The sequence below is a fragment of the Corallococcus sp. Z5C101001 genome, assembly GCF_007352635.1.
In the GTDB taxonomy this organism is placed as follows: domain Bacteria; phylum Myxococcota; class Myxococcia; order Myxococcales; family Myxococcaceae; genus Corallococcus; species Corallococcus silvisoli.
Window position 1 is genome coordinate 1 of the sequence record NZ_VKLU01000002.1, and the last position, 23,475, is coordinate 23,475.

General features: G+C 69.8%; 19 protein-coding genes. 9 read left to right on the top strand and 10 right to left on the bottom strand.

The features are described 5' to 3' along the window. The 3 genes from FOF48_RS36735 to FOF48_RS05645 all read right to left on the bottom strand — a co-directional run. Positions 1–337, bottom strand: a 337-nt coding sequence (locus FOF48_RS36735; protein ID WP_143899137.1) for a helix-turn-helix domain-containing protein, incomplete at its 3' end; no start/stop codon positions are given. Between the two features lie 893 nt (positions 338–1,230). Continuing rightward, positions 1,231–1,680 (bottom strand): hypothetical protein, encoded by a 450-nt coding sequence (locus FOF48_RS05640; RefSeq protein WP_143899138.1) that lies wholly within the window; start codon positions 1,678–1,680, stop codon positions 1,231–1,233. An 819-nt stretch (positions 1,681–2,499) separates the two neighbouring features. Next, positions 2,500–2,697: a hypothetical protein gene (locus FOF48_RS05645; protein WP_143899139.1), complete on the bottom strand. Its 198-nt coding sequence runs from the start codon at positions 2,695–2,697 to the stop codon at positions 2,500–2,502. Between the two features lie 201 nt (positions 2,698–2,898). On the opposite strand from FOF48_RS05645, the gene FOF48_RS05650 reads away from it, so the two are divergent. The 8 genes from FOF48_RS05650 (at position 2,899) to FOF48_RS05685 (ending at position 13,038) form a co-directional block, all read left to right on the top strand. Beyond that, positions 2,899–4,572: a metallophosphoesterase gene (locus FOF48_RS05650; RefSeq protein ID WP_143899140.1), complete on the top strand. Its 1,674-nt coding sequence runs from the start codon at positions 2,899–2,901 to the stop codon at positions 4,570–4,572. A gap of 331 nt (positions 4,573–4,903) precedes the next feature. Continuing rightward, positions 4,904–6,268, top strand: coding sequence for an RsmB/NOP family class I SAM-dependent RNA methyltransferase (locus tag FOF48_RS05655; protein WP_370456550.1), 1,365 nt, complete (start codon positions 4,904–4,906; stop codon positions 6,266–6,268). A gap of 34 nt (positions 6,269–6,302) precedes the next feature. Further along, positions 6,303–8,075 carry a M61 family metallopeptidase gene (locus FOF48_RS05660; protein ID WP_143899142.1) on the top strand — a complete coding sequence of 591 codons (1,773 nt, stop codon included), beginning with the start codon at positions 6,303–6,305 and terminating at the stop codon, positions 8,073–8,075. Positions 8,076–8,088: 13 nt separating this feature from the next. Then, positions 8,089–9,519, top strand: coding sequence for a hypothetical protein (locus tag FOF48_RS05665; protein WP_143899143.1), 1,431 nt, complete (start codon positions 8,089–8,091; stop codon positions 9,517–9,519). 94 nt (positions 9,520–9,613) lie between these two features. Beyond that, on the top strand, positions 9,614–9,976 hold the full coding sequence (locus FOF48_RS05670; protein ID WP_235685422.1) for a carboxypeptidase-like regulatory domain-containing protein: 363 nt from the start codon (positions 9,614–9,616) through the stop codon (positions 9,974–9,976). A 279-nt stretch (positions 9,977–10,255) separates the two neighbouring features. Further along, complete coding sequence (locus FOF48_RS05675) at positions 10,256–11,134, top strand: ribonuclease HII (RefSeq protein ID WP_143899144.1); 879 nt, start codon at positions 10,256–10,258, stop codon at positions 11,132–11,134. Beyond that, on the top strand, positions 11,131–11,766 hold the full coding sequence (locus FOF48_RS05680; protein WP_143899145.1) for a hypothetical protein: 636 nt from the start codon (positions 11,131–11,133) through the stop codon (positions 11,764–11,766). The genes FOF48_RS05675 and FOF48_RS05680 overlap by 4 nt, the downstream gene beginning before the upstream one ends. A gap of 129 nt (positions 11,767–11,895) precedes the next feature. Further along, positions 11,896–13,038: an SGNH/GDSL hydrolase family protein gene (locus FOF48_RS05685; protein WP_143899146.1), complete on the top strand. Its 1,143-nt coding sequence runs from the start codon at positions 11,896–11,898 to the stop codon at positions 13,036–13,038. A 15-nt stretch (positions 13,039–13,053) separates the two neighbouring features. On the opposite strand, the gene FOF48_RS05690 is transcribed toward FOF48_RS05685, so the two are convergent. The 6 genes from FOF48_RS05690 to FOF48_RS05715 form a co-directional block, all read right to left on the bottom strand. Then, positions 13,054–15,456, bottom strand: a complete 2,403-nt coding sequence (locus FOF48_RS05690) for a hypothetical protein (protein ID WP_143899147.1) — start codon at positions 15,454–15,456, stop codon at positions 13,054–13,056. A 264-nt stretch (positions 15,457–15,720) separates the two neighbouring features. Next, positions 15,721–16,281, bottom strand: a complete 561-nt coding sequence (locus FOF48_RS05695) for a GNAT family N-acetyltransferase (RefSeq protein ID WP_143899148.1) — start codon at positions 16,279–16,281, stop codon at positions 15,721–15,723. Positions 16,282–16,296: 15 nt separating this feature from the next. Further along, complete coding sequence (dusA, locus tag FOF48_RS05700) at positions 16,297–17,298, bottom strand: tRNA dihydrouridine(20/20a) synthase DusA (RefSeq protein ID WP_143899149.1); 1,002 nt, start codon at positions 17,296–17,298, stop codon at positions 16,297–16,299. Between the two features lie 239 nt (positions 17,299–17,537). Beyond that, on the bottom strand, positions 17,538–18,062 hold the full coding sequence (locus tag FOF48_RS05705; protein ID WP_143899150.1) for a hypothetical protein: 525 nt from the start codon (positions 18,060–18,062) through the stop codon (positions 17,538–17,540). An 84-nt stretch (positions 18,063–18,146) separates the two neighbouring features. Further along, the gene (locus tag FOF48_RS05710; protein WP_161664169.1) at positions 18,147–19,118 is read right to left on the bottom strand and encodes a squalene/phytoene synthase family protein; all 972 of its coding nucleotides are present in this window, start codon (positions 19,116–19,118) and stop codon (positions 18,147–18,149) included. A 263-nt stretch (positions 19,119–19,381) separates the two neighbouring features. Beyond that, positions 19,382–21,112, bottom strand: coding sequence for a dipeptidase (locus FOF48_RS05715; RefSeq protein WP_143899152.1), 1,731 nt, complete (start codon positions 21,110–21,112; stop codon positions 19,382–19,384). Between the two features lie 216 nt (positions 21,113–21,328). Here FOF48_RS05715 and FOF48_RS36360 point away from each other — a divergent pair, with 216 nt between their 5' ends. After that, complete coding sequence (locus tag FOF48_RS36360) at positions 21,329–21,475, top strand: hypothetical protein (RefSeq protein ID WP_161664171.1); 147 nt, start codon at positions 21,329–21,331, stop codon at positions 21,473–21,475. Positions 21,476–21,499: 24 nt separating this feature from the next. Here the strand turns inward: FOF48_RS36360 and acs are convergent, their stop codons facing one another. Further along, positions 21,500–23,452, bottom strand: a complete 1,953-nt coding sequence (acs, locus tag FOF48_RS05720) for an acetate--CoA ligase (protein WP_143899153.1) — start codon at positions 23,450–23,452, stop codon at positions 21,500–21,502. Between the last annotated feature and the right edge of the window lie 23 nt (positions 23,453–23,475).

A 23,475-nucleotide genomic window follows, 5' to 3' on the forward strand; every position in this document is an offset into this window, starting at 1 on the left:
TGGTCGAGGCAGAACGTCGAAGCCGACGCGCAATCGCACGAACTCCGAGGTGCTGGGCGTGGAGAATCGCGACTTCTTCTCGCTCGGCGAACGAGAGGTACCGCCCCGTCAACGGGGCCAACTTGCAGGAGGGCATTCCGCCACCCTCGCGAAACCACCTGCATCCCACCACCGGCGACACGCCAGCCGCTCTGCCGGCATCTTCGCTCGACATCCCCTGGGCGATCGCCCCCCAGAAACGTTGCCGGTGCTCACGCCGTCCCACGGAGGGACGACCGGGCGACGACATAGGAGGGCGGCCAGCTTTGTCAGAGCGTCGACGATTCTTTGCACCCATCGCAACTCCTCGGCATCGAGTGTTGCGACGACCCGTTGAATCCACCCTCCCACTCGAAGGCCTCCGCGACGCACGCCCACTCCGGACTCGCCACCTGTCTCGACATGTCCAAGAGCGTCCGCCGTGCCCCGCTCCCCCGGCAATCCCGCACGGCACATCGTCGGCCGGACGGTTACCGAAGGGCTACCGTATGGAAAGTCTCGCTCCTCCCCCGCCTACTCCTCCAGCAGGAGGATGACTGCGCTCTCTTCCGAACTACAGCCATAGGAGCAACCAAATTTCACCTACAACGCAACACGCCACCACCATTCCAATCAAGAAAGGCTAGGGCTCAGAACTCGCTCAACACCACGAACAACTTCCGTCAAATCCACCTCTCGCTCCAATGAACGCGAACAACTAGCTCGAGCAGCCATCCACGTCTCCAATCGGGCCACAACGACTTGAGCCGCCTCTCTCTCAGTCACAAGCCCATCTCTCGCACACGCCCAGAGCATTCTTGGCCCAAAGAGTATAAAATCAATCTCATCCATCAAGTCGGAATCCGAAACCTCAACAACACCCACAATCTCAGCCATGCCTCTGGCGCAAGCAACCAGCCCCACCATATCAACCCGCTCCCGAAGACCGTCCGGACCACCCATAAGAAAACACCCCTCCAAACAAATACAAAGACACAGCACCGTGAAGCCCCCGTCACCCACCAGCTCAATCTCATCCCCCGCGGCGAGCCCCTCGACCAAACCGGGTGAGTACAACAAGCGGTAGTGTCCCCCCACCTGCTCTATGGGCAGAGTCTCTTTCAACGGCCGAGAACCAGGGCTGACTCGTGCATTCAGCGCAATTTCCACGACCCACCCACACCCTCTCCGACCCCAAGGAACGCCACGACTTCATTCGCCAGGACATGGACCGTTCGCGAGTGGCGAAGGAGGGCAGAGGTCGAGGGCGCAATCGAGCTCCGCAGGCAGCACCGTGAGAGTCTTCTGGCCCGCCACCTGCCGGAGGAACCACTGCGGAGGCAGGGCGCCAATGCTGAAGTCGACCAGCTTCTGGCCATTGTAGGACCACGCCACGAGCATCGCCTTGCCTTCGATTTCAATCACGAGGCCAAACCTGCGCTGATTGTCTTTCGTGCTCACTTCGACTGACTTGAAGGCCAGCTCGACGGCGCGGTCGCACGCGTCGAGCCGGGCGCCCTCGAGACGCTTCGTCGCAAGCTCGACCCGCGCCCTCCACGCCGCTGCAACGGAGTCGGCAACGGGTGCGCCGCCGCGCGTCGGTGTGCTGGGAGCGGAACCGAGCATCAGCAGAGTGGCAACGACGATGAGGGGGCGGATCATTGACGTTCCGGGTGCGTGGAAGAGACGCAGACTCGTCGATGATCGCGGAGTGAAGCCGGGAAGCTCTTGTAGAACCGCGTCAAGCTCGCCTCCCGGCGAACCGCGTGAACGCATCCGTGTCCACGCGGACACCCTCTGCGAACAAAGAGAACCGCGCCCCGCTCCAATTGAGCCAGCACTGGCGGGGTTGATCCGTGCGCACAGGTGGCTTCACCTGCGCTCATTCACGGCGCTCAGCCCTGATGGACCGCCACTGGAACCACGGCGGATTCGACTCCTTGCGCATCCAGTAGCTGCTTCAGCCACTGCATCTCCGCCCGGGTCCCTTCCCGCACGACGCCGGGAATCCGAGCCCGCAGCGCACCTGTTTCAGCGAGAGACAACCGCAACTCCGACCTCAGGAGCCTCATGGCGAGCACGATCCGGCGGCCCGAGTCATGAACAGCCAGTCCCCAAGTCCCCTCCTCCCGGAGCAGCGCCTGGAGGAATGGCTCTGGCGGTATCCCAAAGCCGTCCATCTCGCGCTGCCCCCCACAGGATTCACACCGGGATGAGGCCCAGTACCTGAGACCTCCGAGCGTGGCCTGCCCGCAGTACAGGTCGACGGCGCGACCGCAGTCTCCACATGCGGTCTGCTCCACCTTCGTCGCTGGCATCCGTGCTCTCCCGATGGCGCCGGCATCCCGACGAACGTCTCCGAACCCGCTCACTTGTCGGAGCCGCCGTCCATTCCTGACACCGGGGTGCCCTCACCGCGGAACACTCGCACCGCACCTCCTCACGGCGCAGCCCCAGCGTCGCTGACAGGACTCCCGTGGCTCAGGCCCTCGCGCCGTCGTCGTACGACACGCGCAGGCCCTGGTGCGTCACGGTGATGAACGGACGGCCCCTCCAGCCGCAGTGCGTACAGACCGCGTTCGGGCCGCTCGCCGAGACCCGCACCGGCAGGTCCGACTCGCACACGGGGCACCCTTCCGGCAGGGTGTACTCACGAGGCTTCGCGTGGACTTCGGTCATGTCTTCAGCCGTAACGCAGCCTCCGGACCCTGCAAGGCCAGCGCCCCCCGAACCTGACGCCCACGTGAGCTGCCCCTCTGGCCAGCACCCCGCCATGGCCAACGCCCGCCACCCTGCCTCCCCTTGAAGTCTGTCTTTCGGATGAACGTTGGACGATGAACGGTTGGGCCCCGGTCCCGAATGTCTCGGGCCGGAGGATGCATGGACCGGACGAAGTCCCTTTCGCTCGCCGCCCTGGCTGCCCTGCTTGCCGCGTGCCTCGCCTCGTGTGAGGCGATCGCCCTGCCGCGCGACCCCTATCTCCAGCGCGTGGGCCCCGACACCGCGACCGTGGCCTTCCGGCTGACCGCGAACTGCGCCGCCTCCGAGGTGCGCTATGGCGTGGGCACTCCCACCCAGACAGCCCGGTCCACCGACACCGCGAGAATCCACGCCGTGGTCCTCACCGGCCTCTCGCCCGCCACCACCTATACGTATTCCGTGGAGGCCTGCGGTGAGACAACCCCCGCGAAGACCTTCACCACCGCCCCCGTGCCAGGCACCCGGCATGTGCACTTCGCCGCCGTGGGCGACTTCGGCACCGGCGGCAGCGACCAGAAACAGGTGGCCGCCGCCATGCTCGCCAACAAGCCGGAGCTCTTCGTCGCCCTGGGTGACAACGCCTACTCGTCCGGCACCGAGGCCGAGTTCCAGAACAACCTCTTCACCCCCATGGCCGCCCTGCTCGCGCAGGTGCCCATGTTCGCCACGCCCGGCAACCACGAGTACGTGACCAAGGAGGCCCAGCCGTACCTGGACAACCTCTACCTGCCCACCAACAACCCCGCGGGCTCCGAGCGCTACTACTCGTTCGACTGGGGCCACGTGCACTTCGTGTCCATCGACTCGAACTGCGCCATCGGGCTCGCCTCCGCGTCCAAGTGCACGCTCGACGCTCAGAAGGCCTTCGTGGAGAAGGACCTCGCCTCCACGACGCAGCCGTGGAAGATCGCCTTCTTCCACCACCCGCCCTGGTCCAGCGGCGAGCACGGCTCCCAGCTCACCCTGCGCCGCCAGTTCGGCCCCCTGTTCGAGAAGTACGGCGTGGATCTGGTCCTCACCGGCCATGACCACGACTACGAGCGCAGCAAGCCCATGCTCGGTGACGCCGAGGCCGGCAAGAACGAGCAGGGCGTTCCCTACCTCGTCGTCGGCGGCGGTGGCGCCACGCTGCGCACGTTCACCACGTCGCGCCCGTCCTGGAGCGTCGTGCGCGACGACGCGGCCCACGGCTTCCTCGACGTGAACGTCGTGGGTGGCACCCTCACGGCGAAGCTCGTGAAGACGGACGGCGGCATCCTCGACACGTTCACCCTCGACAAGCAGCTGCCCGCGCAGCCCGAACAGCCCCAGGGCACGCTGAACGTCGCCGTCGACAGCGCCAACGGCACCGCGCCCCACACGGCCTCGTTCACCGCGACGGCCTCCCAGGCGAACGCCACCGTCACCTGGGACTTCGGCGACGGCGCCACCGCGCAGGGCCCCCAGGCACAGCACGTCTTCGCCCAGGCGGGCACCTACACCGTGACCACCACCGCCACCGTCCAGGGCGCATCCCCCCTGACCGCCACCACCGTCGTCACCGTGACGGCCAGCGGCACGCCCGACCCCGGCACCCCCGACCCCGACCCCGGCCAGGACCCCGTCCCCACCCCCTCCGACCCGTCGCCGAGCCCGGAGCTGCCCTCCACGCCCACGACGCCCGGCGTCACGCCAGGGGAGGCCTCGACCCCGACCCCGGGTGGAGGCTGCGCCGCGGGCCCGTCCGTCGCCCTGATTCCCGCGGGCGCGGCCCTGGTCGCGGGGCTCGCCCGCCGTCGGCGCCGGAGCCGCTGACCCCACCCGCCGGGCCCCTCCCTCGGGCCTGGGAGCGCCCTGGCGTCGCGCGAGGCCCGCCCCCGGCCCCCTGGGGTGGACCTCGGTGCCCCAGGGCCCGGGGAAGGCCCCCGGACGCCTCCGCCCGGTCCCTCCAGGGCCTTCCGGGGGCGTCTTTTGCGTTCCCTGCTTGTCAACGTGGCCCAGGGGATGCAAAGGCCCCTGCCACATGGCCACGACTCGCAAGCCTGGACCTTCCCGCGGTGCCGCCTCCAAGCCCGGCGGGCCCCGCTCGTCCCGCCCCGGCGGCCCGAAGCGCAAGGAAGCCGGCGGACGCTCCGACAAACCGAAGATGAGCCGCGCCCAGCACGAACGCGCGCGCCCCAACCCGAACCGCCCCCTGCGCGAGGACCTCATCCTCCAGGCCTGCCTGGAGGCCTACGGCGGCGTGCGCCGCGAGGGCCGCCTGTCCGACCGCGCCCTGGAGTTCGTGCTGCGCCGCAAGACGCTGCTCTACTCCACCGAGCGCCGCGCCGTGGCCGAGCGCGTCTACGCGCTGCTGCGCCGCCAGCGCACCGTGGACTTCCTGCTGGAGCGCTCCCACCGGAACTTCGACGTGCTGGACGGCACCCGCCAGGACGTCATGCGGCTCGCCGCGTCCCGCATCCTCCATGGCGAGGACCCCACCTACGTCGCGCGCACCAGCGGACTCACCGGGCCGGACATCACCGTGCTCGACCGCCTCCCGGATGCCGCCGCGGAGCTGGACGCGCTGCCCGAGGCGAAGCGCTTCCCCATCGCCGCGTCGCTGCCGGACTTCCTCGCCGACCGCTTCCGCGCCGTCTTCGGCAAGGACGCCGCGCGCGCCGCCGAGGCGATGAACGAGCGCGCCCCCCTCATCGCCCGCGTCAACGCGCTCAAGGGCGACCGGGCCCAGCTCCAGGAGCGCCTCGCCCAGGAGGACGTGGAGTCCACGAGGCCCACGGCCCTGTCCCCCTTCGGCATCGTGCTGGAGACGCGGCTCAACATTTTCTCCCTCCAGAACTTCAAGGACGGCTGGATGGAGATCCAAGACGAGGGCAGCCAGCTGCTGGGCATGCTCGTGGACGCGCCGCCCACCCGCGTAGTGGACGCCTGCGCGGGCGCGGGCGGCAAGACGCTGCAGCTGGCCGCGCAGATGAAGAACCGGGGCGACCTGCACGCGCTCGACGTGGACGAAGGCCGCATGGAGGACCTGCGCAAGCGCGCGCGCCGCGCCGGCGTGCACAACGTGCGCACGCAGCTCATCCCCCACGAGGGCCCGGAGGCGGACGCCGCGCTCACGTCCCTCAAGGGCCTGGCGGACCGCGTGCTGGTGGACGCGCCGTGCAGCGGCACCGGCACCTTCCGCCGCAAGCCGGACGCCCGCTACCGCCTCACGCCAGAGGACCTGGAGATGCACGTGGGCCGGCAGAAGGCCCTGCTCGCCCGCTTCGCCATGCTGGTGAAGCCCGGCGGCCGGCTCATCTACGGCACGTGCAGCGTGCTGCGCGAGGAGAACGAAGAGGTGGTGGAGGACTTCCTGTCCAAGCACCCCGACTTCAGCGTGCGCCCGGTGGCGGAGGTCCTGGGCGCGGAGCTGGGCGCGAAGCTCGGCACCGGCCCCTTCCTGCGGCTCGCCCCGCACACCCACGGCACCGACGGCTTCTTCGGCGCCGTGCTCGTCCGCGCGAAGTAACCCCCGCCGTCCCCCCAGAGAAAGGCCCCTGGCCATGTCGCAAGCCGTCCACTACCGCGTCGCCATGCCCCGCCCGCATGCGCACCTGTTCGAGGTGGAGGCGACGTTCCCCGCCGGGCCCGACGTGCTCGAAGCGGTGATGCCGGTGTGGACGCCGGGCAGCTACCTGGTGCGCGAGTACGCCCGCCAGGTGCAGGACGTCACCGCCGTGGGGGCGGACGGCCAGGCCGTGCCGGTGCGCCGCGTGGACAAGCGCACCTGGAGCGTGGACGCGGGGGGGCGGTCCGTCACGCTGCGCTACCGCGTCTACGCGAACGAGCTCACCGTGCGCACCAGCCACCTGGACGGCAGCCACGGCTACTTCAACGGCGCCACCGTGTTCCTCTACACGGAGGGCACGCGCGCCCTGCCCCACCACGTCACCGTGGACGCGCCCCCGGGCTGGCGCACGTTCTGCGCGCTGGACTCCGAGGGGGCCACGTTCCAGGCGCCGGACTACGACTCGCTCGTGGACAGCCCCTTCGAGGTGGGGCCGCACACCCCGCTCACCTTCACCGCCGCGGGCGTACCCCACGAGGTCGTGGTGTGGGGCGACAGCGTGCCGGACGCGGACCGGCTGTGCGCGGACATGCAGCGCATCTGCGAGACGCAGGCGCGCATGTACGAAGGCCTGCCGCTGAAGCGCTACCTCTTCCTCGTCTACCTCACCGACAAGGGCCGCGGAGGGCTGGAGCACCAGGCCTCCACCGCGCTGCTGTTCCCGCGCACCGGGCTGTCCTCGCACCGGGGCTGGGAGGACTTCCTCACGCTGGTGGCGCACGAGTACTTCCACCTGTGGAACATCAAGCGGGTGAAGCCGCGCGCGCTGGTGCCGTTCGACTACTCCCAGGAGAACTACACCACCCTGCTGTGGGCCTTCGAGGGCGGCACCGCCTACTACGACAACCTCCTGGTGCGCCGCGCGGGCCTGATGTCCGCGTCGCGGTACCTGGCGCGGCTGGGGGAGACGTTCAGCCTGCTGCACTCCACCCCGGGCCGCCGCGTGCAGACGCTCACCGAGGCGTCGCTCGTCAGCTGGGTGAAGCACTACCGCCCGGACGAACACTCCACCAACAGCGCCATCTCCTACTACCTCAAGGGAGAGGTGGTGTGCGCGCTCCTGGACCTGGAGCTGCGTCGCGCCACCCACGACGCGAAGAGCCTGGATGATGTCATGCGGTTGCTGTGGCAACGCCATGGCGACGGCTCCGGCGTCCCGGAGGACGGCGTGGAGAAGACCGCGAGCGAGGTCGCGGGCGTGGACCTGACGCCCTTCTTCGACCGCGCGGTGCGCTCCACGGAGGACCTGGACTACGGCGTCTTCGCGCACGTGGGGCTGGAGGTGTCCTTCCGCGTGCGCGAAGCCCCCAACGACAAGGGCGGCACGCCGCCGCGGCTCAAGGGCGAGCCCAAGCCGAAGGGCTGGCTGGGCGTCACCCTGCGCGGCTCCTCCACGCTCTCCACGGTGCCGGAGGGGACGCCCGCGCTGGAGGCCGGCCTGTACCCGGAGGACGACGTGGTGGCGCTGGACGGCTGGCGCGTGGACGGCGCGGGGCTCATCGCCCGCTGCGAGGACAAGCGCCCCGGAGACACCGTGCGGGTGACGCTGTTCCGCCGCGACCGGCTGCTGGAGGTGCCGGTGGTGCTGGGCCAGAAGCCGGCGGACGCCGTGTGGCTCCAGCGCGTGGAGCGCCCCACCGACGCGCAGAAGGCCGCCTTCCAGACCTGGCTGGGCGCCCCCTGGGACGAGACTCCCGGCCCGGCGTAGGCTTGACGGCCGAATGGCCGCCATCCCCCCCACCGCCTGCGCCGCCCACCCCACGGCCACCGCCGGCTGGCGCTGTGAGCACTGCGAGGCCCTGCTGTGCCCCGCGTGCGTGGAGGCCCGCCGCATGGGCCCGGTGGAGTACTTCGCCTGCGGCGGCTGCGGGGGGACGGCGAACGTGCTCCTGCGCCACCGCTCCCACCGCGCCTTCCGGGAGCGCCTCGCGGGCGCGCTGCGCTTTCCCTTCACCGTCCCGGGCCTCCAGCTGCTCATCGCGGTCAGCGGGGTGCTGGCCGTCCTGCGGTCGCTTGGAGGAGGGCTCCGCGTCATCAAGGCATTGCCGCTGACGCTCGCGCTGGGCGTCTTCTGGGCCGCCTTCTTCGCGCTCGTGCGAGGAACGGCCCGGGGCGACTCCGAGCCGGAGTCCCCTGGCTTCACCCACCTCTTCCGGGACAACCTCCAGCCCGGGCTGCGCGGCCTGGGCGTCACCATGGGCGTCTTCCTGCCCGCGCTCATCCGCGCCACCCTCCTGCTGCCCCCGGCGTCCGGAGGCGAGATCTTCGCGAGGCTCACCCACCCGCTGGAGGCCCTGTGGGTGCCGACCGTGTGGGGGGACCCGTTCGTCTGGGGGCTCGCGCTCGTGGGCCTCGCGTGGTTGCCCTGGGCGCTGTTGCTGGCCGCCACGTCCCAGTCGCTCTTCAGCGCGCTGAATCCGCTGCGCACGCTCGCGTGCGTCCGCGCGGTGGGGCGCGACGCGGCCACCGTGACGGGAGTGTTCCTGCTGCTGGCCTTCCTCCAGGGCGTGATGCACTGGGGCGCGGAGGTGCTGCTCGACCTCGACGTCTTCCTCCTGCCCAACCTCGTCGCGGAGGCGCTGACGAGTCTGGTGCCCTTCGCCACCGCGAGCATGCTGGGGCTCGTCCTCTACGTGCACGGCGACACGCTGGGCTACCTGCCCGCGCGCGACTTCCTGGAGCCCACGCTGGGCGACGCCACCCCTCACCGCGCCCCCCCGGCGCTGCGTGAGGCCCCGGCCCCGGAGGCCGACGACCCCGACACGCCCAACACCGCGGCGGCCCGCGCGCGGCAGATGGACGCGCTCGCCGCGGCGGTGGACGCTCGCGATGTGGCGAAGGCGCTGGCGCTGTATGGCGACCTGCACGTTCTGCCCCGCCTGAAGCTTTCGCCTTCGCATCACCTGTTCGTCGGACAGGCCGCGGCGGTGGAAGGAGATTTCCCACTGTCGGTCAAAGCGTTGGAAGCCGCGGCCGACACGGCGCCCGACGACCCCACCGCGCCCCGCGCGCTGGTGCTGCTTGCGCGCGTGCAAGGGGAGAAGATGGGAAACGCGGCGCGCGCGGAGGAAATCTACCGGTACATCCTGCACCGCTATCCGGCCACGGAGGCCGCCCGTTTTGCCCACTCGAGGCTGACGTCCCAAGCGTGAACCACGCATTGCAGCCCCCGTCCCCCGTTATCAGATTCATCGCATGGGACGGGTTGGGGGCGTGGGGATGGGGAAGCGTTGGCGGATGCAGGGGATGGTGGGACTTCTCGCGAGCGTGCTCGTGGCAGGGTGCGATGAGGCCCCCAGCGCGAACCGCCACGAGGACAGCTGCGCGGAGCCGGTGTCGCTGCGCGTGAGCGTGATGTCCTCGGACGGCGCGTTCGTCCAGGGCGCCACCGTGACGGCGACGAACCTGGAGAGCAACGTCAGCATCTCCGGCATGACGGACGAGCGCGGCGTCACCACGGCCGTCAACGAGACGCTCGCGCCCAGCCCCATCCGCGTGATGGCCACGGCGGGCACGCACGTGTCGCGCGCCGAGCGCGTGGAGTGGACGTGTGAGGGCTGTCACTGCACGCCTGTTCCCGACAGCGTGACACTCCAGTTGCAGGACTGATGTCGCTGTTTCATCGGCGGGAACCGGGGCGAGCCTGAAATCCGCCGTCCCGGGCCGTCCGGCGATTGTGCACACCCCACCGTGCGCGGTACCACTTACGCCATGCGTCAAGTCCGCATGCGCGCCTCCGCGTCGGTCAGGCTCTCTCGCAGCCCAGCCGCCCGTCCGTCCGCTCTGACGGCGTGCGGCCATGCGTGTTGTCGCGGCACTGGTGTTCCCCCACTCCAGTAAGCCGTGCAACCGCGCTACCCGCTGGGTAGGCCATCCCGAAGGTCCCCCATGTCCGCAGAGAGTTTGCAGGCGCTGCTCGAATGCTCGGTCTCCGAGCTGACTGGCCGGTACATCACGCAGGCCCAGCCCGTGCCCCAGGGCTTGTTGGAAGCGCTGGAGGCGGATCCCCGCCAGGGGGCGCAGGCGCTCGCGCGCAGGCTGCGGACGCGCCAGGAGAAGAACCGGGCGGAGGGCCAGCGGCTGCGGCACCTGCTGAAGTTCGAGACGGAGCTGTGGGAGCAGGGCCTGCTGAAGGTGGCGGGAGTGGACGAGGCGGGCATGGCCCCGCTCGCGGGCCCCGTCGTCGCGGCGGCGGCCATCCTGCCCAAGGGCTATCGGCTCAAGGGCCTGGACGACTCGAAGAAGATCCTGGACCCGGACAAGCGCGAGGCGCTGGCGGAGGCCCTCAAGCGCGACGTGGTGGCGTGGGCGGTGGGCCGGGCGGAGGTGGAGGAGATTGATCAGCTCAACATCTACCACGCGGGCCTGCTCGCCATGCGCCGCGCGGTGGAGGGGCTGGGGCTGACGCCGGACTACGTGCTGGTGGACGCGCGCACGATTCCCCAGTGCCCGGCTCCGCAGCGGGGCATCATCAAGGGGGACTCGCTGTCGCTGAGCATCGCGGCGGCGTCCGTGCTGGCGAAGACGACGCGCGACCGGCTGATGGCCGAGCTGGACGCGCGCTATCCCGGCTATGGGCTGGCGGCGCACAAGGGCTACCCCACCGCGCAGCATGTGCAGGCCATCCAGGCCTTGGGCGTGCTGCCCATCCACCGCCGGAGCTTCGGTCCGGTGCGCGAGGCGCTCGGGCTGGCGCAGCCCTCCGGGCCCGTCCCGATGCAGTCGGAGCTGTTCGCCGCTACTCCTATCCCGATGGCCAAGCGATGAGCGCGGATCGGGACATCGACGGGTGGCTGGCGGAGCGAGGCGTCACGCTGATGGACGCCCGTGCCCGCGCCCGGGGTGTGCTGGAGGAGGCGGGGCTCACGCGGCCAGGCAAGGCGCGCATGAGCGAGCCCAAGCTGCTGCGCGCGGCCGAGCTGCTGACCGAGCGTTTCTTCCAGGTGTGCGCGGATCCCGCCTGCCTCCAGGTGGCGACGGCGAGCGGCCGGGAGCCCCTGCGGGTGGAGCCCCGCAGCCACTGCGCGCGATGCGGCGGTTCGGCCAACCGTCGCGCGGAGGTGGCGTTCCTGGAGATGTGCCTCCAGCGCGGCGTCCACCGGGTGGTGGTGGTGGGCGGCTCGCCCGCGGTGCGCGAGGAGCTGGAGGCGAAGCTGGGCGCAGACATCTCCCTGCGCATGGTGGACGGCACGGAGCGCCGGACCTCCGACCGCGCGAAGAGCGACCTGGAGTGGGCGGACCTGGTGCTGGTGTGGGGCGCCACGGAGCTGCACCACAAGGTGTCTGGCCACTACACGCACGGCCCCCCCGCGCATCACCACAAGGTGGTGCACGTGGTGCGCCGGGGCGTGGCCGCGCTGCTCGATGAGGCGATGATCCACCTGCAGCGCACGCGCTGAAGCCCGGGGAGGACCGAGGCCAGGGAGGTCGGGGGAGACGCGCTTCCATCTCCTTCCCACCGGGGGGTACGCTCCGGGTGAACACGGGCGTGGGCTCAAGGTGAGCCCCCCGACGCGCGAGCGACCTCCATGCCCCGCATCCAGATCGACAACCTGATCATCTTCGGCGACAGCATGTCGGACATCGGCAACAAGGCCGCCACCGGGCTGGGCGGGTTCGCGAACACCGTCGGGCTCATGCAGGTCAACGAGCTCGGGCGCTTCAGCGACGGGAAGAACTGGACGGACTTCGTCTGGGAGTGGGCTGGCGGCCTCTCGATGTTCCGGGGCGCGGACCCGTTCGACGAGGAGTCCACCGCCAAGAAAGAGAGCGTGGCGGCGACCGTGGTCCACCGTTCGCTCACCGTGGATTCGAACGAGGACTCCGGCTTCGGCCGGCCCATCACCTATGTGAACTACGCCGAGGGCGGCGCGATGGGGGCCTCCGACCGGCCCTCGACCGGGCTCGGAACGTTTCGCCAGCAGGTGCTCCGCTTCCGGGCGGAGCTGACGCGGTGCCCGCTGTCCGGGACGACGCTGTTCATCATCTGGTTCGGGCTGAACGACCTGGTGACCAACAAGCGAGACCCCGCGACGATGAAGCAGGTCGTCCTTGAGATGTTCGGGCTCATCCGGGAGCTCCACATCGCGACCGCGGGCCAGGGCCACTTCCTGTTGATCAACCTGCCGGACCCCGCGGACGCGGCGCGCTACGCGAAGAAGAAGACAGAGAAGCTCGTGTGGGGTTTCACCAAGGGAGCCATGAGCTTCAACGCGCTGCTCGCGGAGTTCGTCGGGGCGGCCAATCCCAATCACTTCCGGCTGGTGGACATGTTCACCGCCCTCAAGATGATCAACGCCTCCCTGGACAGGAACCACCTGACGGCGGGAGCGCAGGCAGGAAGGGTCCCCGTGAACTATCCCCACGTCGGGCCGCTCCCCGCCCCTCCCCTGGTGCCCGGCCCGCCCATTCCCCGGCTCGCGCCCCCTCCCTCCAGTCCCCACGCCCGTTCAAAGCCATTCGTGGCGGTGGACGCCCCCCGGGTCTCATACCGGTACGCCCCGCTGCCCCCGACCCCGGTCGCGACGAGCGACAAGGCGCATCCCACCCAGGCGGTCTACCGGCTCATGGCCCGGGAGATCGCGCGAAACATCGTGGGCCGCTATGAGCTTGGGAAGCTCAGCCAGAGCATCGAGTGCCGGGGAGTCGAACCCGAAGCCGACGCGGCCTGACACATCCCCGCCGGCTCAGCCCTCCCTGCGGAGGATCTGATTCTTGTACCAGCTCATGGACGTGTTCACGATGACGCGCGCGTCGCCCTCCGTGTACTCCGTCATCGTGTTGGGCCGGAAGCACCGTTCGATGCGCATGGTGACCAGGTTGTTGTCGATGCCCGTGATGCGCCCGACGACGTCGTACGCGACCATGTAGTCCACGCGGATCAGATCGCCGACCTGATAGTCCGCGGGGGGAGGCGGCACGACCACCGCGACAGCGCTACCGCCGCCGCCCCCTGAACTCGAGGAGGCGGTGGAAGTGGTCGTCGTCGAGGCCGTGGACGACCCACCCTGGCCCTTCTTCTGGGCGCGCTCACTGCGCTTCGCGGCGATCTCCGACGCCCGGATCGCCCGGTGCTCGTCGAAGCGGAACTGGAAGGAACTGGACGCAGGCATCGTGGCGGAAGGACGTGAAGACGACGCCGTCCCCAGGAGCGTGGCGTACCGGGGATAGACGCTCATCGTGAACCAGAGCATGAAGAGCATCTTCTGCTCCTCCGCGTCCTCCAGCCCTCCGAGCGTGAGCATCTGCCTGCGCAACTCATTGAACTGGTCGGAGGACAGGAAGCCCTTCTGGACGACCTTCTGCTTGAGCTGGTTGTAGTCACGGAGGTGATGCTCCGCGAGCTTTTCAATCATCTTGTTGATTCGGTTTTCGCTGATCGATGAGTATTTGAGGAAGCCCGTGTCCCGGTTTTCGATCTGGAAGAAGAGCGGATAGCCCTTGATGGGATTCGCCGTGTTCATCGCCGCGTCGCAGCGCATGAAGTAGTCCATCAGCTCGGTGAAGCTGTCGCCCTCGAAGAGACACAGCTGCTTGATGCGGGAAGCACCCACCGGGTTGGGAAGGTCCGGGAGGCTCTTGGTCCGGTCGAAGTAGAGCGTCGGAACGCCCAGATACATCAGGCGCTCCATCGAACCGCTCCGCATGCCGACCTGGATGACCCGGTGCTGCGAGGCGAGCTGGAGCAGGAAGTTGATCTGCGCGCCCATGGGCCTGCCCTTGAAGGGTTCGCGCTCGAAGAACTTGATGAGGTTGTGGTCCTTGACGCCCTTCTTGAAGCCGCTGCGCAGGTTCAGCAGCGTGCCGACGTCCTCTTCCGAGTACCCGTAGTGCTTGTTCAGGTACATGCTGAGCCGCTTGTATTCCTCCGCGGTCAGGCGCTTGCTGAGCGAGATGCCGAGGACGAGCGCGGCATGCTCCAGCGCGGTCTTGGACAGCGCCGCGGTGCGGGACGCGTCCGCGACGGTCGAGCCGAAGTCCTCCACGAGCTCATCGCCGATGGGGACGAACAGGATGGGCACCTTCGTTTCGGTGGAGAGCGCCTTCACCATGTGACGGACCTGCTTGTAGAGGGTCACGTTGGTGTGGTGTTGGGGCTTGCCAGGGCTGGGCGCCTTGCCCGAGTCATCCCGCTCGTAGTCCCCCAGGATGGCGCTCGCCTCGTCCTTCTTCGCGCCGCGAATCCAGAACAGCAGGATGATGGGTTCGGGCGCTTCGCCTTCGCGCAGCCCCATCCGGGTGACCGGGTCCTTGCGCCCCAGCAGGTCGGTCATGAACTGCCGGAGGAACAGCTGGTTGGCGTCCGCGTAGTCCCGCGTGCAGTGGAGGACGGCCCGGCGCAGCGCGTCCGCCACGACCGCGAAGCCCCTCGCGGTGATGCATTGGCGAACGTAGTCCGTGGACTTGCTGATGTAGGCGAACTGGACCTCCGCCTCGTCCCCGAGCGAGAACGTCCAGCCCACCAGGGTCTTGAACGCCTCCCGCGTGCGCGGGCCCAGGCTCCTCACGAGGAAACGGAGGGAGTCCTCGGCATAGCCGGAGTGCGCCTTGAGGTAGTCGCGCAGGCGCTCGTGATCCTTCCGGGAGAGGGGCTTCGCCAGTGAGAAGCCGAGGACCCCGGCGGCATACGCGAGGGTGGCCGGGTCCACCTTCACCAGACTGTCGAGCTGGGCATCCAACGACTTGAGCCACAGGCTCGGATCGTTCTCCTCCCCCGTGAGGAAGAGGGACACGAGCCGGGGGTTGCTTTTGAACATCTCCCGGTTGGCGGTGATGATCAGCTCGTTGTCACCGCCCTCGTATTCAACGACGTCGACGTTGTCGCGGAAGCGGCAGCGCGCGAGCACGAGCTGGGGGCCCAGCTGCCCGAAGGACTCGAAGTAGCCCAGCCGCGTCTGGACCTTCCGGGTGTAGTCCTGGACCTCCTGTGAGGCGCCCAGCACGCCGGGTTGATACAGGTCGTCGTTGATCCAGAAGAGGCCGATCCGCAGGGCGTCCACCGCGAGCGCCCGGTTCAACACCAGGGCGTAGATGAGCCCGTAGGTGTCGCCGTCCTGGAACAGATGGTGATTGATGAAGACGACGCGCATGGGCTCACCCCTGCGCTCACTCTCGCGACCCGGGAGAGACCGGTCAATGACCCATGGGGTTTCACGATGACAGGTATTACAGGCCGGTGGTGCGACAGCCGTCCCCAGAAACCAGACATCGCATCCATAAAACAGGCCATCCCATTCTGGCCGACTGGACTCACAATCGTGCGCGCATGCCGCGGCAGCACGGACGCGGTCGGGCCTCCAAGGGCTCACGGCGTCAGACCCTCCAGTTCGACAGGGGGTCCAGAAGCCGGGGCATCAGCGCGGCGTGGAGGCCCACTCCCGGCCGAGCAGCGCGTACTGGAACTCATCGCCCCAGGCGCCCTTGAAGAAGATGTTCTCGATGAAGTGCCCCTCCCGCCGCATGCCCACGCGCTCCAGCACGGTGGCCGCGGCGATGTTCTTCGCGTCCGTCACGGCGAAGACGCGGTGCAGGGACAGGGTTCCAAAGACATACTCCAGCAGGGTTCGCACGGCCTCGGTCCCCAGGCCCTGGCCCTGGTGCTCGCGAGACAGGGTGAAGCCAATCTCTCCCAGCCGTGGATCATCCGCGTCCACCCGCAGCGCGCAGTCCCCCATGAGGACGTCGGTGTCCCTCGACGCGATGGCGAACTGGAACCAGCCGGGCTCGCCGGGCTGCCGGCCGCGCATGTCTTCGATGAGCTGGCGTCCCCGGCTCGCGTCGTAGTCCGTCCAGCTCTGGTACCGCGCCACCTCGGGGTCGTTCCGGTAGGCCACCAGCGCGCCCAGGTCCTCCGCGCGCAGCCGCCTCAACACGAGCCTCCGAGCCACCACCCTCTGGAACTCCGGCACCGCCATGCGCCCCCTCCCGCGTCAGGCCACGGCCTGGAGGGAGGCTTCGCGCGGCACCTTCGCGGCGGCGGCGAGCACCACCTCGGGCCCCGCGCCGTCCTTGTGGGCGTTCTCACTCAGGTGGCGGCGCCAGGCGCGCGCGCCCTGCAGCCCCTGGAAGAGGCCCAGCATGTGCCGGGTGATGGCCCCCAGCGGGGCGCCCTGGCTCCGCTGCGTTTCGATGTACGGCATCATCGCGTCCACCACCTCGTGTCGCGTGAGGGGGACCTGCGTGCTCCCGAAGAAGCGCCGGTCGGCGTCCGCCAGCAGGTACGGCGACTCGTAGGGCGCGCGCCCCATCATCACGCCGTCCACGCGGCCCAGGTGCTCGGCCGCCGCGTCCAGCGTCTTCACGCCGCCGTTGAGCGTGATGTCCAGGTGCGGGTACTCCGCCTTCAGCCGGTGCACCAGCTCGTAGCGCAGCGGCGGCACGTCCCGGTTCTCCTTGGGGCTCAGGCCCTGCAACCACGCCTTGCGCGCGTGCACGATGAAGCGCGTGCAACCGGCCGCGGAGACGCGCCGCACGAAGTCCTCCAGCGTCGGCCACTCCTCCATGTCGTCGATGGCGATGCGCGACTTCACCGTCACCGGGATGCGCACGGCCTCGCGCATGGCGGCCACGCCCCGGGCCACCAGGTCCGGCTCCGCCATCAGGCACGCACCAAACCGGCCGGACTGCACGCGGTCGCTGGGGCAGCCGACATTGAGGTTGATCTCGTCGTAGCCCCACTCCTCGCCAATGCGCGCCGAGGCCGCCAGGTCCGCGGGCTCCGAGCCCCCCAACTGGAGGGCCACCGGGTGCTCGTCCGGCGTGAAGCCCAGCAGGCGGTCGCGCTTGCCGTGCAACACCGCGCCCGTGGTCACCATCTCCGTGTAGAGCAGCGTGCGCCGCGAAATCTGGCGGAAGAAGTACCGGCAGTGCCGGTCCGTCCAGTCCATCATCGGCGCGACACACAGCGGCATGGGGTAGGCCAGGGCAGTCATCGCCCTACCCATATCCGGACTCCCGCCGTCCGCCCAGGGTCTCCCAGGGGCCCCTCCGGAAGCAGGCGGCCGGACAGGCTCCCATGCCCGCCCCACCATGCCCCCTGCCCCGCCATGGCTTCGCGCCGCCCGGAACAACGCGGACGGGTGCGACGCCATCCGCCGCGCCCATGGCCGCCCCGGCCGCTTCGAGGAGCACCGCCCTCAAGCGCGCGGCCTGAGCCGGACGCCGCCGGACCTCAGGCCGGAGGGCCCAGCACCACGCCCTGCTCCGCGAGCCACGCATCCACCAACCGCTGGCCCGCGTCCGTCAGCGTGAAGCCCAGCCCGGCCCACTGCTGGCCGTTGAGCATCACCACCTGCCCCAACGCCCGGCCGAACGCCGCTTCCGGCGCCATGTGCTTGAGCAGCGCGCCCGCGTAGTGGTGGAGGAACAGGTCGAAGTTCTTGGCGAAGTCCGGGTGCCCGGGAATCGAGTCGCTGCGCGTGTCCGCCGCCATGTCATAGCCCTGGATGAGCGCGCCGAACCCCAGCACCTCCACCAGGAACGCATGCATCCGCTCCTGCCCCCGGACCCGGCCCGGCAACCACCGCTCCGGCCCCGAGGGCGTCTGGAACGTCCACAGCCCGCGCTGACGCGTGGCGGCGAAGGGCAGCCCCCTCACCTCTCCCCGGACCGCGCGGCGCTGAACCCGCAGCGGCGTCGCGCCTGAACGCGCGGGGAAGTACACGATGACCGCCGGAGCAGAGCGGGCGCAGTTCATGAGGGGCACGACTCCCGAGGGGGAACACCAGCATCGGAATTATCCGGCGCCAGCGCGCCCGAGTTGCGTCGTGGGCAACACTTTTCAGGGGCCGCCGGGCGGGGGGCCGGCGAGCGCCTCCACGGACGCGGGGAGCATGCCCCGCTCCAGCGCGGCGTGGAGCATGTTCATCTGGGCGGTGACCACCGCGCGCGACACCTTGGCGCCGGCGCCGTCGCGCACCAGCAGCTCCAGCGTGGCCTGGGCCAGCAGCAAGGGCAGCGTGGTGAAGGCGAGCACGTCCCGGGGCGCCCCCGCCAGGTGCAGGGCCCGCACGTAGCGTGCGGCCGCGACCAGGTCCTCGCCCGCCAGCCGCTCCACGTCCTGGAGCCGCACGCGCTCCGGCAGCCACAGGCGGCCCTCCTGGCGGTCCTGCCGCGCGTCCTTGAGGATGTTGACCAGCTGCAAGCCCTCGCCGAACAGCGGGGCCAGCGACCGCAGGTGAGGCGAGAACGGCGCGAGGCGCGGATCCAGGACGAACAGCTCCGTGAGCAGCTCGCCGACCAGTCCCGCCACGATGTAGCAATAGTCACGCAGGGACTGGAGTGAATCGAGCGTCAACTGCCCGCCGGCGGTGGCGCCCGCGAGCACCTTGCGCATGCCCTGCACCGTCTTCAGCACGAAGTGGCGCAGGATGGCGCCGGCCTCCGGGCGCAGCGCATCCAGGCTCGCCAGCAACGAAGGGGTGCGCCCGAGGAGATCCAGGTAGCCCGCGTTCTCGCTGGGGCGGCGGGACAGCCACTCCCGCGACATCGCCCCGGCGTCGGCCTCCGGGGCTTCCTGGAGCAGGGACTCGAAGCCGGCCAGCGCCTCGCGCCGCGCCTCGCGCGTCCAGGGGGCCGCGTCCTCCAGCGTGTCGGCGACGCGCAGGAGCAGGTAGCCCAGGCCCACCTCGCGGCGCAGGGGCTCGTCGAGCAGCGGGATGGCGAGCGCGAACGTGCGGCTCGTCCGAACGAGCAGGTCCGCCAGTTCGTCATCCCGGAACGGCAGGGCCGTCACTGTGGGGGCGTCACTCAAGGAACCGTCCTTCGGGAAGGGGCACGGGGGATTGCCCTGGGCCCTGACTGCCACAAGCCATCCACCGACACACGCGAGAACCGCCGCGCCGCGTGCCAGGGCCACCGCACCGAAGGCGCCCTGCAAGCACCCCGCCCGGCCCCGGCTCCAATACCGGGAGTCACGGCGCCAGGGCGCGCGGGAGGCCACGCCATGTTCCAGACACGCGGACGGGGGCCCGCGCGGCGACGCGCTTCCGGTGCACGGGCCCCGCCGAGGACGGCTCAGGGCGCCGGAGCGACGGTCGGCTTCGGCTGGGCCGGGGCCGCGGGCTGAACCGGCGCCGCGGGCGCGGGGGCGGGAGCCGCCACGGGCTCGGCCTGGGGCTTCGGCTCGGGCTTCTCGTGCGACTCCAGCATCTTGCCGTTGTCGGCCGCGATGCGGCGGTACCACGCGTCCGGGTAGCGGGGGTGGCCGACCTTGCCCGTGGCGTCACGCACGTTGCCGTCGATGTACTTCACCAGCAGCTGCTCGCCCAGCTTGCGCCAGCGCGAGTGCACCTTGTCGCCCTGCTGCAGGGAGTACTCGGTGAGGTACTGGCGGGCCTGCTCCGGCGTGCGCTTGTAGAGCACCTGCGCGATGCTCTCCACGTTGGCCTGGTCCGCCAGGAACTGGCCCTCCAGCTCCCCCTGCGCCTTCTGCACGTCCACGATCATGTCGCTCCAGCGCCCGTAGGCCTGGTTCGACACCCAGTTGAAGACCCAGAAGGACGAGTCCCAGGAGAAGTCACCCCGGCTGGCCACGCCCTGGGCGAAGTTCTTCGGCGCCTGCCGGATGCCCGCGTACATGGGCGTGTAGACGGTGGTGAAGGTGTCATCCACGCCGAACCAGAGCACCCCGCCGATGGCGTCCGGCAGCGACGAGCGCATCTGCGCGACGAACGAGAAGCCCGTCTGCTGCGTGGAGATGGCGCGCTCGTGCACGTAGCTCTTGCCGTCCACATCCCAGGTCATCGGCCGCCAGCGGTAGGGCACCGCGTAGGGGCCCGCGCCCACGTCCTTGGACATGTCCAGCGGCGTGCCTTCGAAGTGGTCGCGCATGAGGGCCATCGCGTCCTGCACGGACACCTTCTTGTCCGGCTTCACCCACAGGGGCAGCCGCTTGCTGGGGTCCGCGCCGTCCGCGAACTCGATGCCCAGCTTCAGCGACGGGGCCGCGCGGCGGAAGATGCTCCACACGCGCGCCTCGCTGAAGCGCTGCCCCCCGAAGTCCAGCGGGTGGTACGTGTCCGCGAAGCTGAAGTCCTTGTCCGCGCCGGTGTACCAGCCCTTCGCGCGCGCGAAGGAGATGACGTCCGGCGAGTACAGCGTCGTGGCGGGGTCATTGAGCGGGAACTGGCGGATGCGCGACTGGTTGGCGTGCGCGGAGATGAAGCCGTCCGGCAGCTTGCGGGCCACCCACACCGCGCCCTTCTGGCCCTCGCCCTTGCCAATCAGCTCCAGGATCCACGCCTCCTTCGGGTCGGCGATGGAGAACGTCTCGCCCGTGGAGGCGTAGCCGTACTCCGCGACCAGCCCGGTCATCACCTGGATGGCCTCGCGCGCCGTCTTCGCGCGCTCCAGCGCGATGTAGATGAGCGAGCCGTAGTCGATGAGGCCCGCGGGCCCCTCCAGCTCCTTGCGGCCCGTGAAGGTGGACTCGCTGATGGAGAGCTGGTGCTCGTTCATGTTGCCCACCACCGAATAGGTGGCGGGCAGCTCCTGGATGCGCCCCAGGAACTTGCCGGTGTCCCACTCCACGACGTCGCGCATGGCGCCGGCCGCGTGGCGGCGCGCGGGCGTGTAGTACAGCTCGCCGTACAGCTCGTGTGCGTCCGCCGCGTAGGTGATGAACGTGGAGCCGTCCGACGTGGCGCCCTTCGTCACCAGCATGCTGGTGCATGCATCCGCGACGGGGGCGACGAGCACCGCCGTGAGCGGCAGCGCGGCGAAGAGGGTCGAGGGGAATCGGGTCATGGCGGCGCAATCTAGCAGGACCTTCGGCCCCTGCCCGCCCGGGCAGGTTGCCCGACCGTCTGGCGCCCGGGCTCCATGCGTGAAGCCAATGGCCGCCGAGCGCCGCGCTACTTCCCGGCCCTCGCGACGCATGGCACCGCCGCCCCGGGGACGATAGGGTTGCCGTTCACAGTCCCTGGGCCGCCCCTGGCCCCAGGACTCCCTTTGGAGGAAGCCGTGACGGAGATCGTGGTGGGCCTGGTGGTGTTCTTCGTCCTCACGGTCGTCCTGGGCCCCGCCCTGTGGAGCTCGCGCATCTGGTGGAGCAAGGCGGACCGGGAAAACGTGCGGGACAAGCACGGCCGCCCCCGCAAGGACGCGTAGGGCAGCCGCTCCGCTGGCCGGGCGCTACTCGTCGCCCTGGCGCAGCGCGGCCAACACGTTGAGGTCCTCCAGCGTGGTGGTGTCCTGTGACGACGGCCTGCCCGCGGCCACGTCGCGCAAGAGCCGGCGCATGATCTTCCCGGAGCGCGTCTTGGGCAGCCCTTCGGCGAAGCGGATCTCATCCGGCCGGGCGATGGCGCCAATCTCCTTGCCCACGTGCGTGGCCAGCTCCTTCTTGAGCGCCTCCGAGGGCGCGTGGCCCTGCTTGAGCGTCACGAAGGCCACGAGCGCCGTGCCCTTCAGGTCGTCCGGGCGACCCACCACCGCGGCCTCGGACACCTTGGGGTGCGCGACGAGCGCGCTCTCCACCTCCGCGGTGCCCAGGCGGTGGCCCGCGACGTTCACCACGTCGTCCACGCGGCCCATCAGCCACACGTAGCCGTCCGCGTCCGTGCGGGCGCCGTCGCCGGTGAAGTACATGCCGGGCAGCTCGCTGAAGTACGTGTTCACGTACCGCTCCGGGTCTCCGTACACGGTGCGCAGCATGGACGGCCAGGGCTTGGTCACGAAGAGCAGGCCCCCCTGCCCCTTCGGCACGCGCTTGCCCTCGCGGTCCAATATCTCCGCGTGGATGCCGGGCAGCGGGAAGGTGGCGGAGCCGGGCTTGGTGGGCGTGGCGCCGGGCAGCGGGGAGATCATGATGCCGCCGGTCTCCGTCTGCCACCACGTGTCCACGACGGGGCAGCGGCCCCCTCCGATGACGTCGCGGTACCACATCCAGGCCTCGGGGTTGATGGGCTCCCCCACGCTGCCCAGCAGGCGCAGCGAGGACAGGTCGTGCTTCTTCACCGGAGCGTCGCCCAGGCGCATGAAGGCGCGGATGGCGGTGGGCGCGGTGTAGAGGATGGTGGCCTTGTAGCGCTCGATGATGTCCCAGAAGCGGTCCGGCCCCGGCTGCGTGGGCGCGCCTTCGTAGATGACCGTGGTGACGCCGTTCATCAGCGGGCCGTAGACGACGTACGTGTGGCCCGTCACCCAGCCCACGTCCGCGGTGCACCAGTAGATGTCGTCGTCGCGCAGGTCGAACACCCAGCGCGTGGTGAGCGACGCGTTCATCGCGTAGCCGCCCGTGGTGTGCAGCACGCCCTTGGGCTTCCCGGTGGAGCCGGAGGTGTAGAGGATGAACAGCGGGTGTTCGCTCTCCACCCACTCGGGCTCGCAGACGTCGGACTGGGCCTTCAGCAGCGCGTCCCACGCCACGAACTTCGGCCCTTGCGGCAGCTTCCCGTCGCCGGTGCGCGTGAGCACGACGACCTTCTCGATGCTGGGGGCCTGCGGGAGCGCGGCCTCCACGTTCTTCATCAGCGGCACCACCGCGCCCTTGCGCCAGCCGCCGTCCGCGGTGAGCAGCACCTTCGCGCCCGCGTCCTTCATGCGGTCCTGGAGCGCTTCGGCGGAGAAGCCGCCGAACACCACCGAGTGCACCGCGCCCACCCGCGCGCACGCGAGCATCGCGACGGCCGCCTCCGGCACCATGGGCATGTAGATGCCCACGCGGTCGCCCTTCTTCACGCCCAGGGACTTGAGGCCATTGGCCAGCCGGTTCACCTGCTGGGACAGCTCGCCGTAGGTGACCGTCCTGCGGTCGCCGGGCTCGCCCTCGAAGAGGATGGCGGGCTTGTCGTGGAGCTTCGGCAGGTGCCGGTCCAGGCAGTTGTAGGCGAGGTTGGTCTTGCCCTCCACGAACCAGCGCGCGTGGGGCGGCTTCCAGTCCAGCACCGTCTGGAAGGGCTGCTTCCAGAAGAGCTCCTCGCGGGCGCGGTCGCCCCAGTACTTCTCCGGATCCTTCGCGGCCTCGTCCCACAGCCGCTGATAGTCCTGCATGCCGCGGATGTGGGCCCGCCGGGAGAAGTCCTCGGGCGGGGGGAAGACGCGGGATTCGGTCAGGACCGAGACGATTTCCTGCGTGTCTGCCATGGACGTCCCTCCAGCTGCGCGTG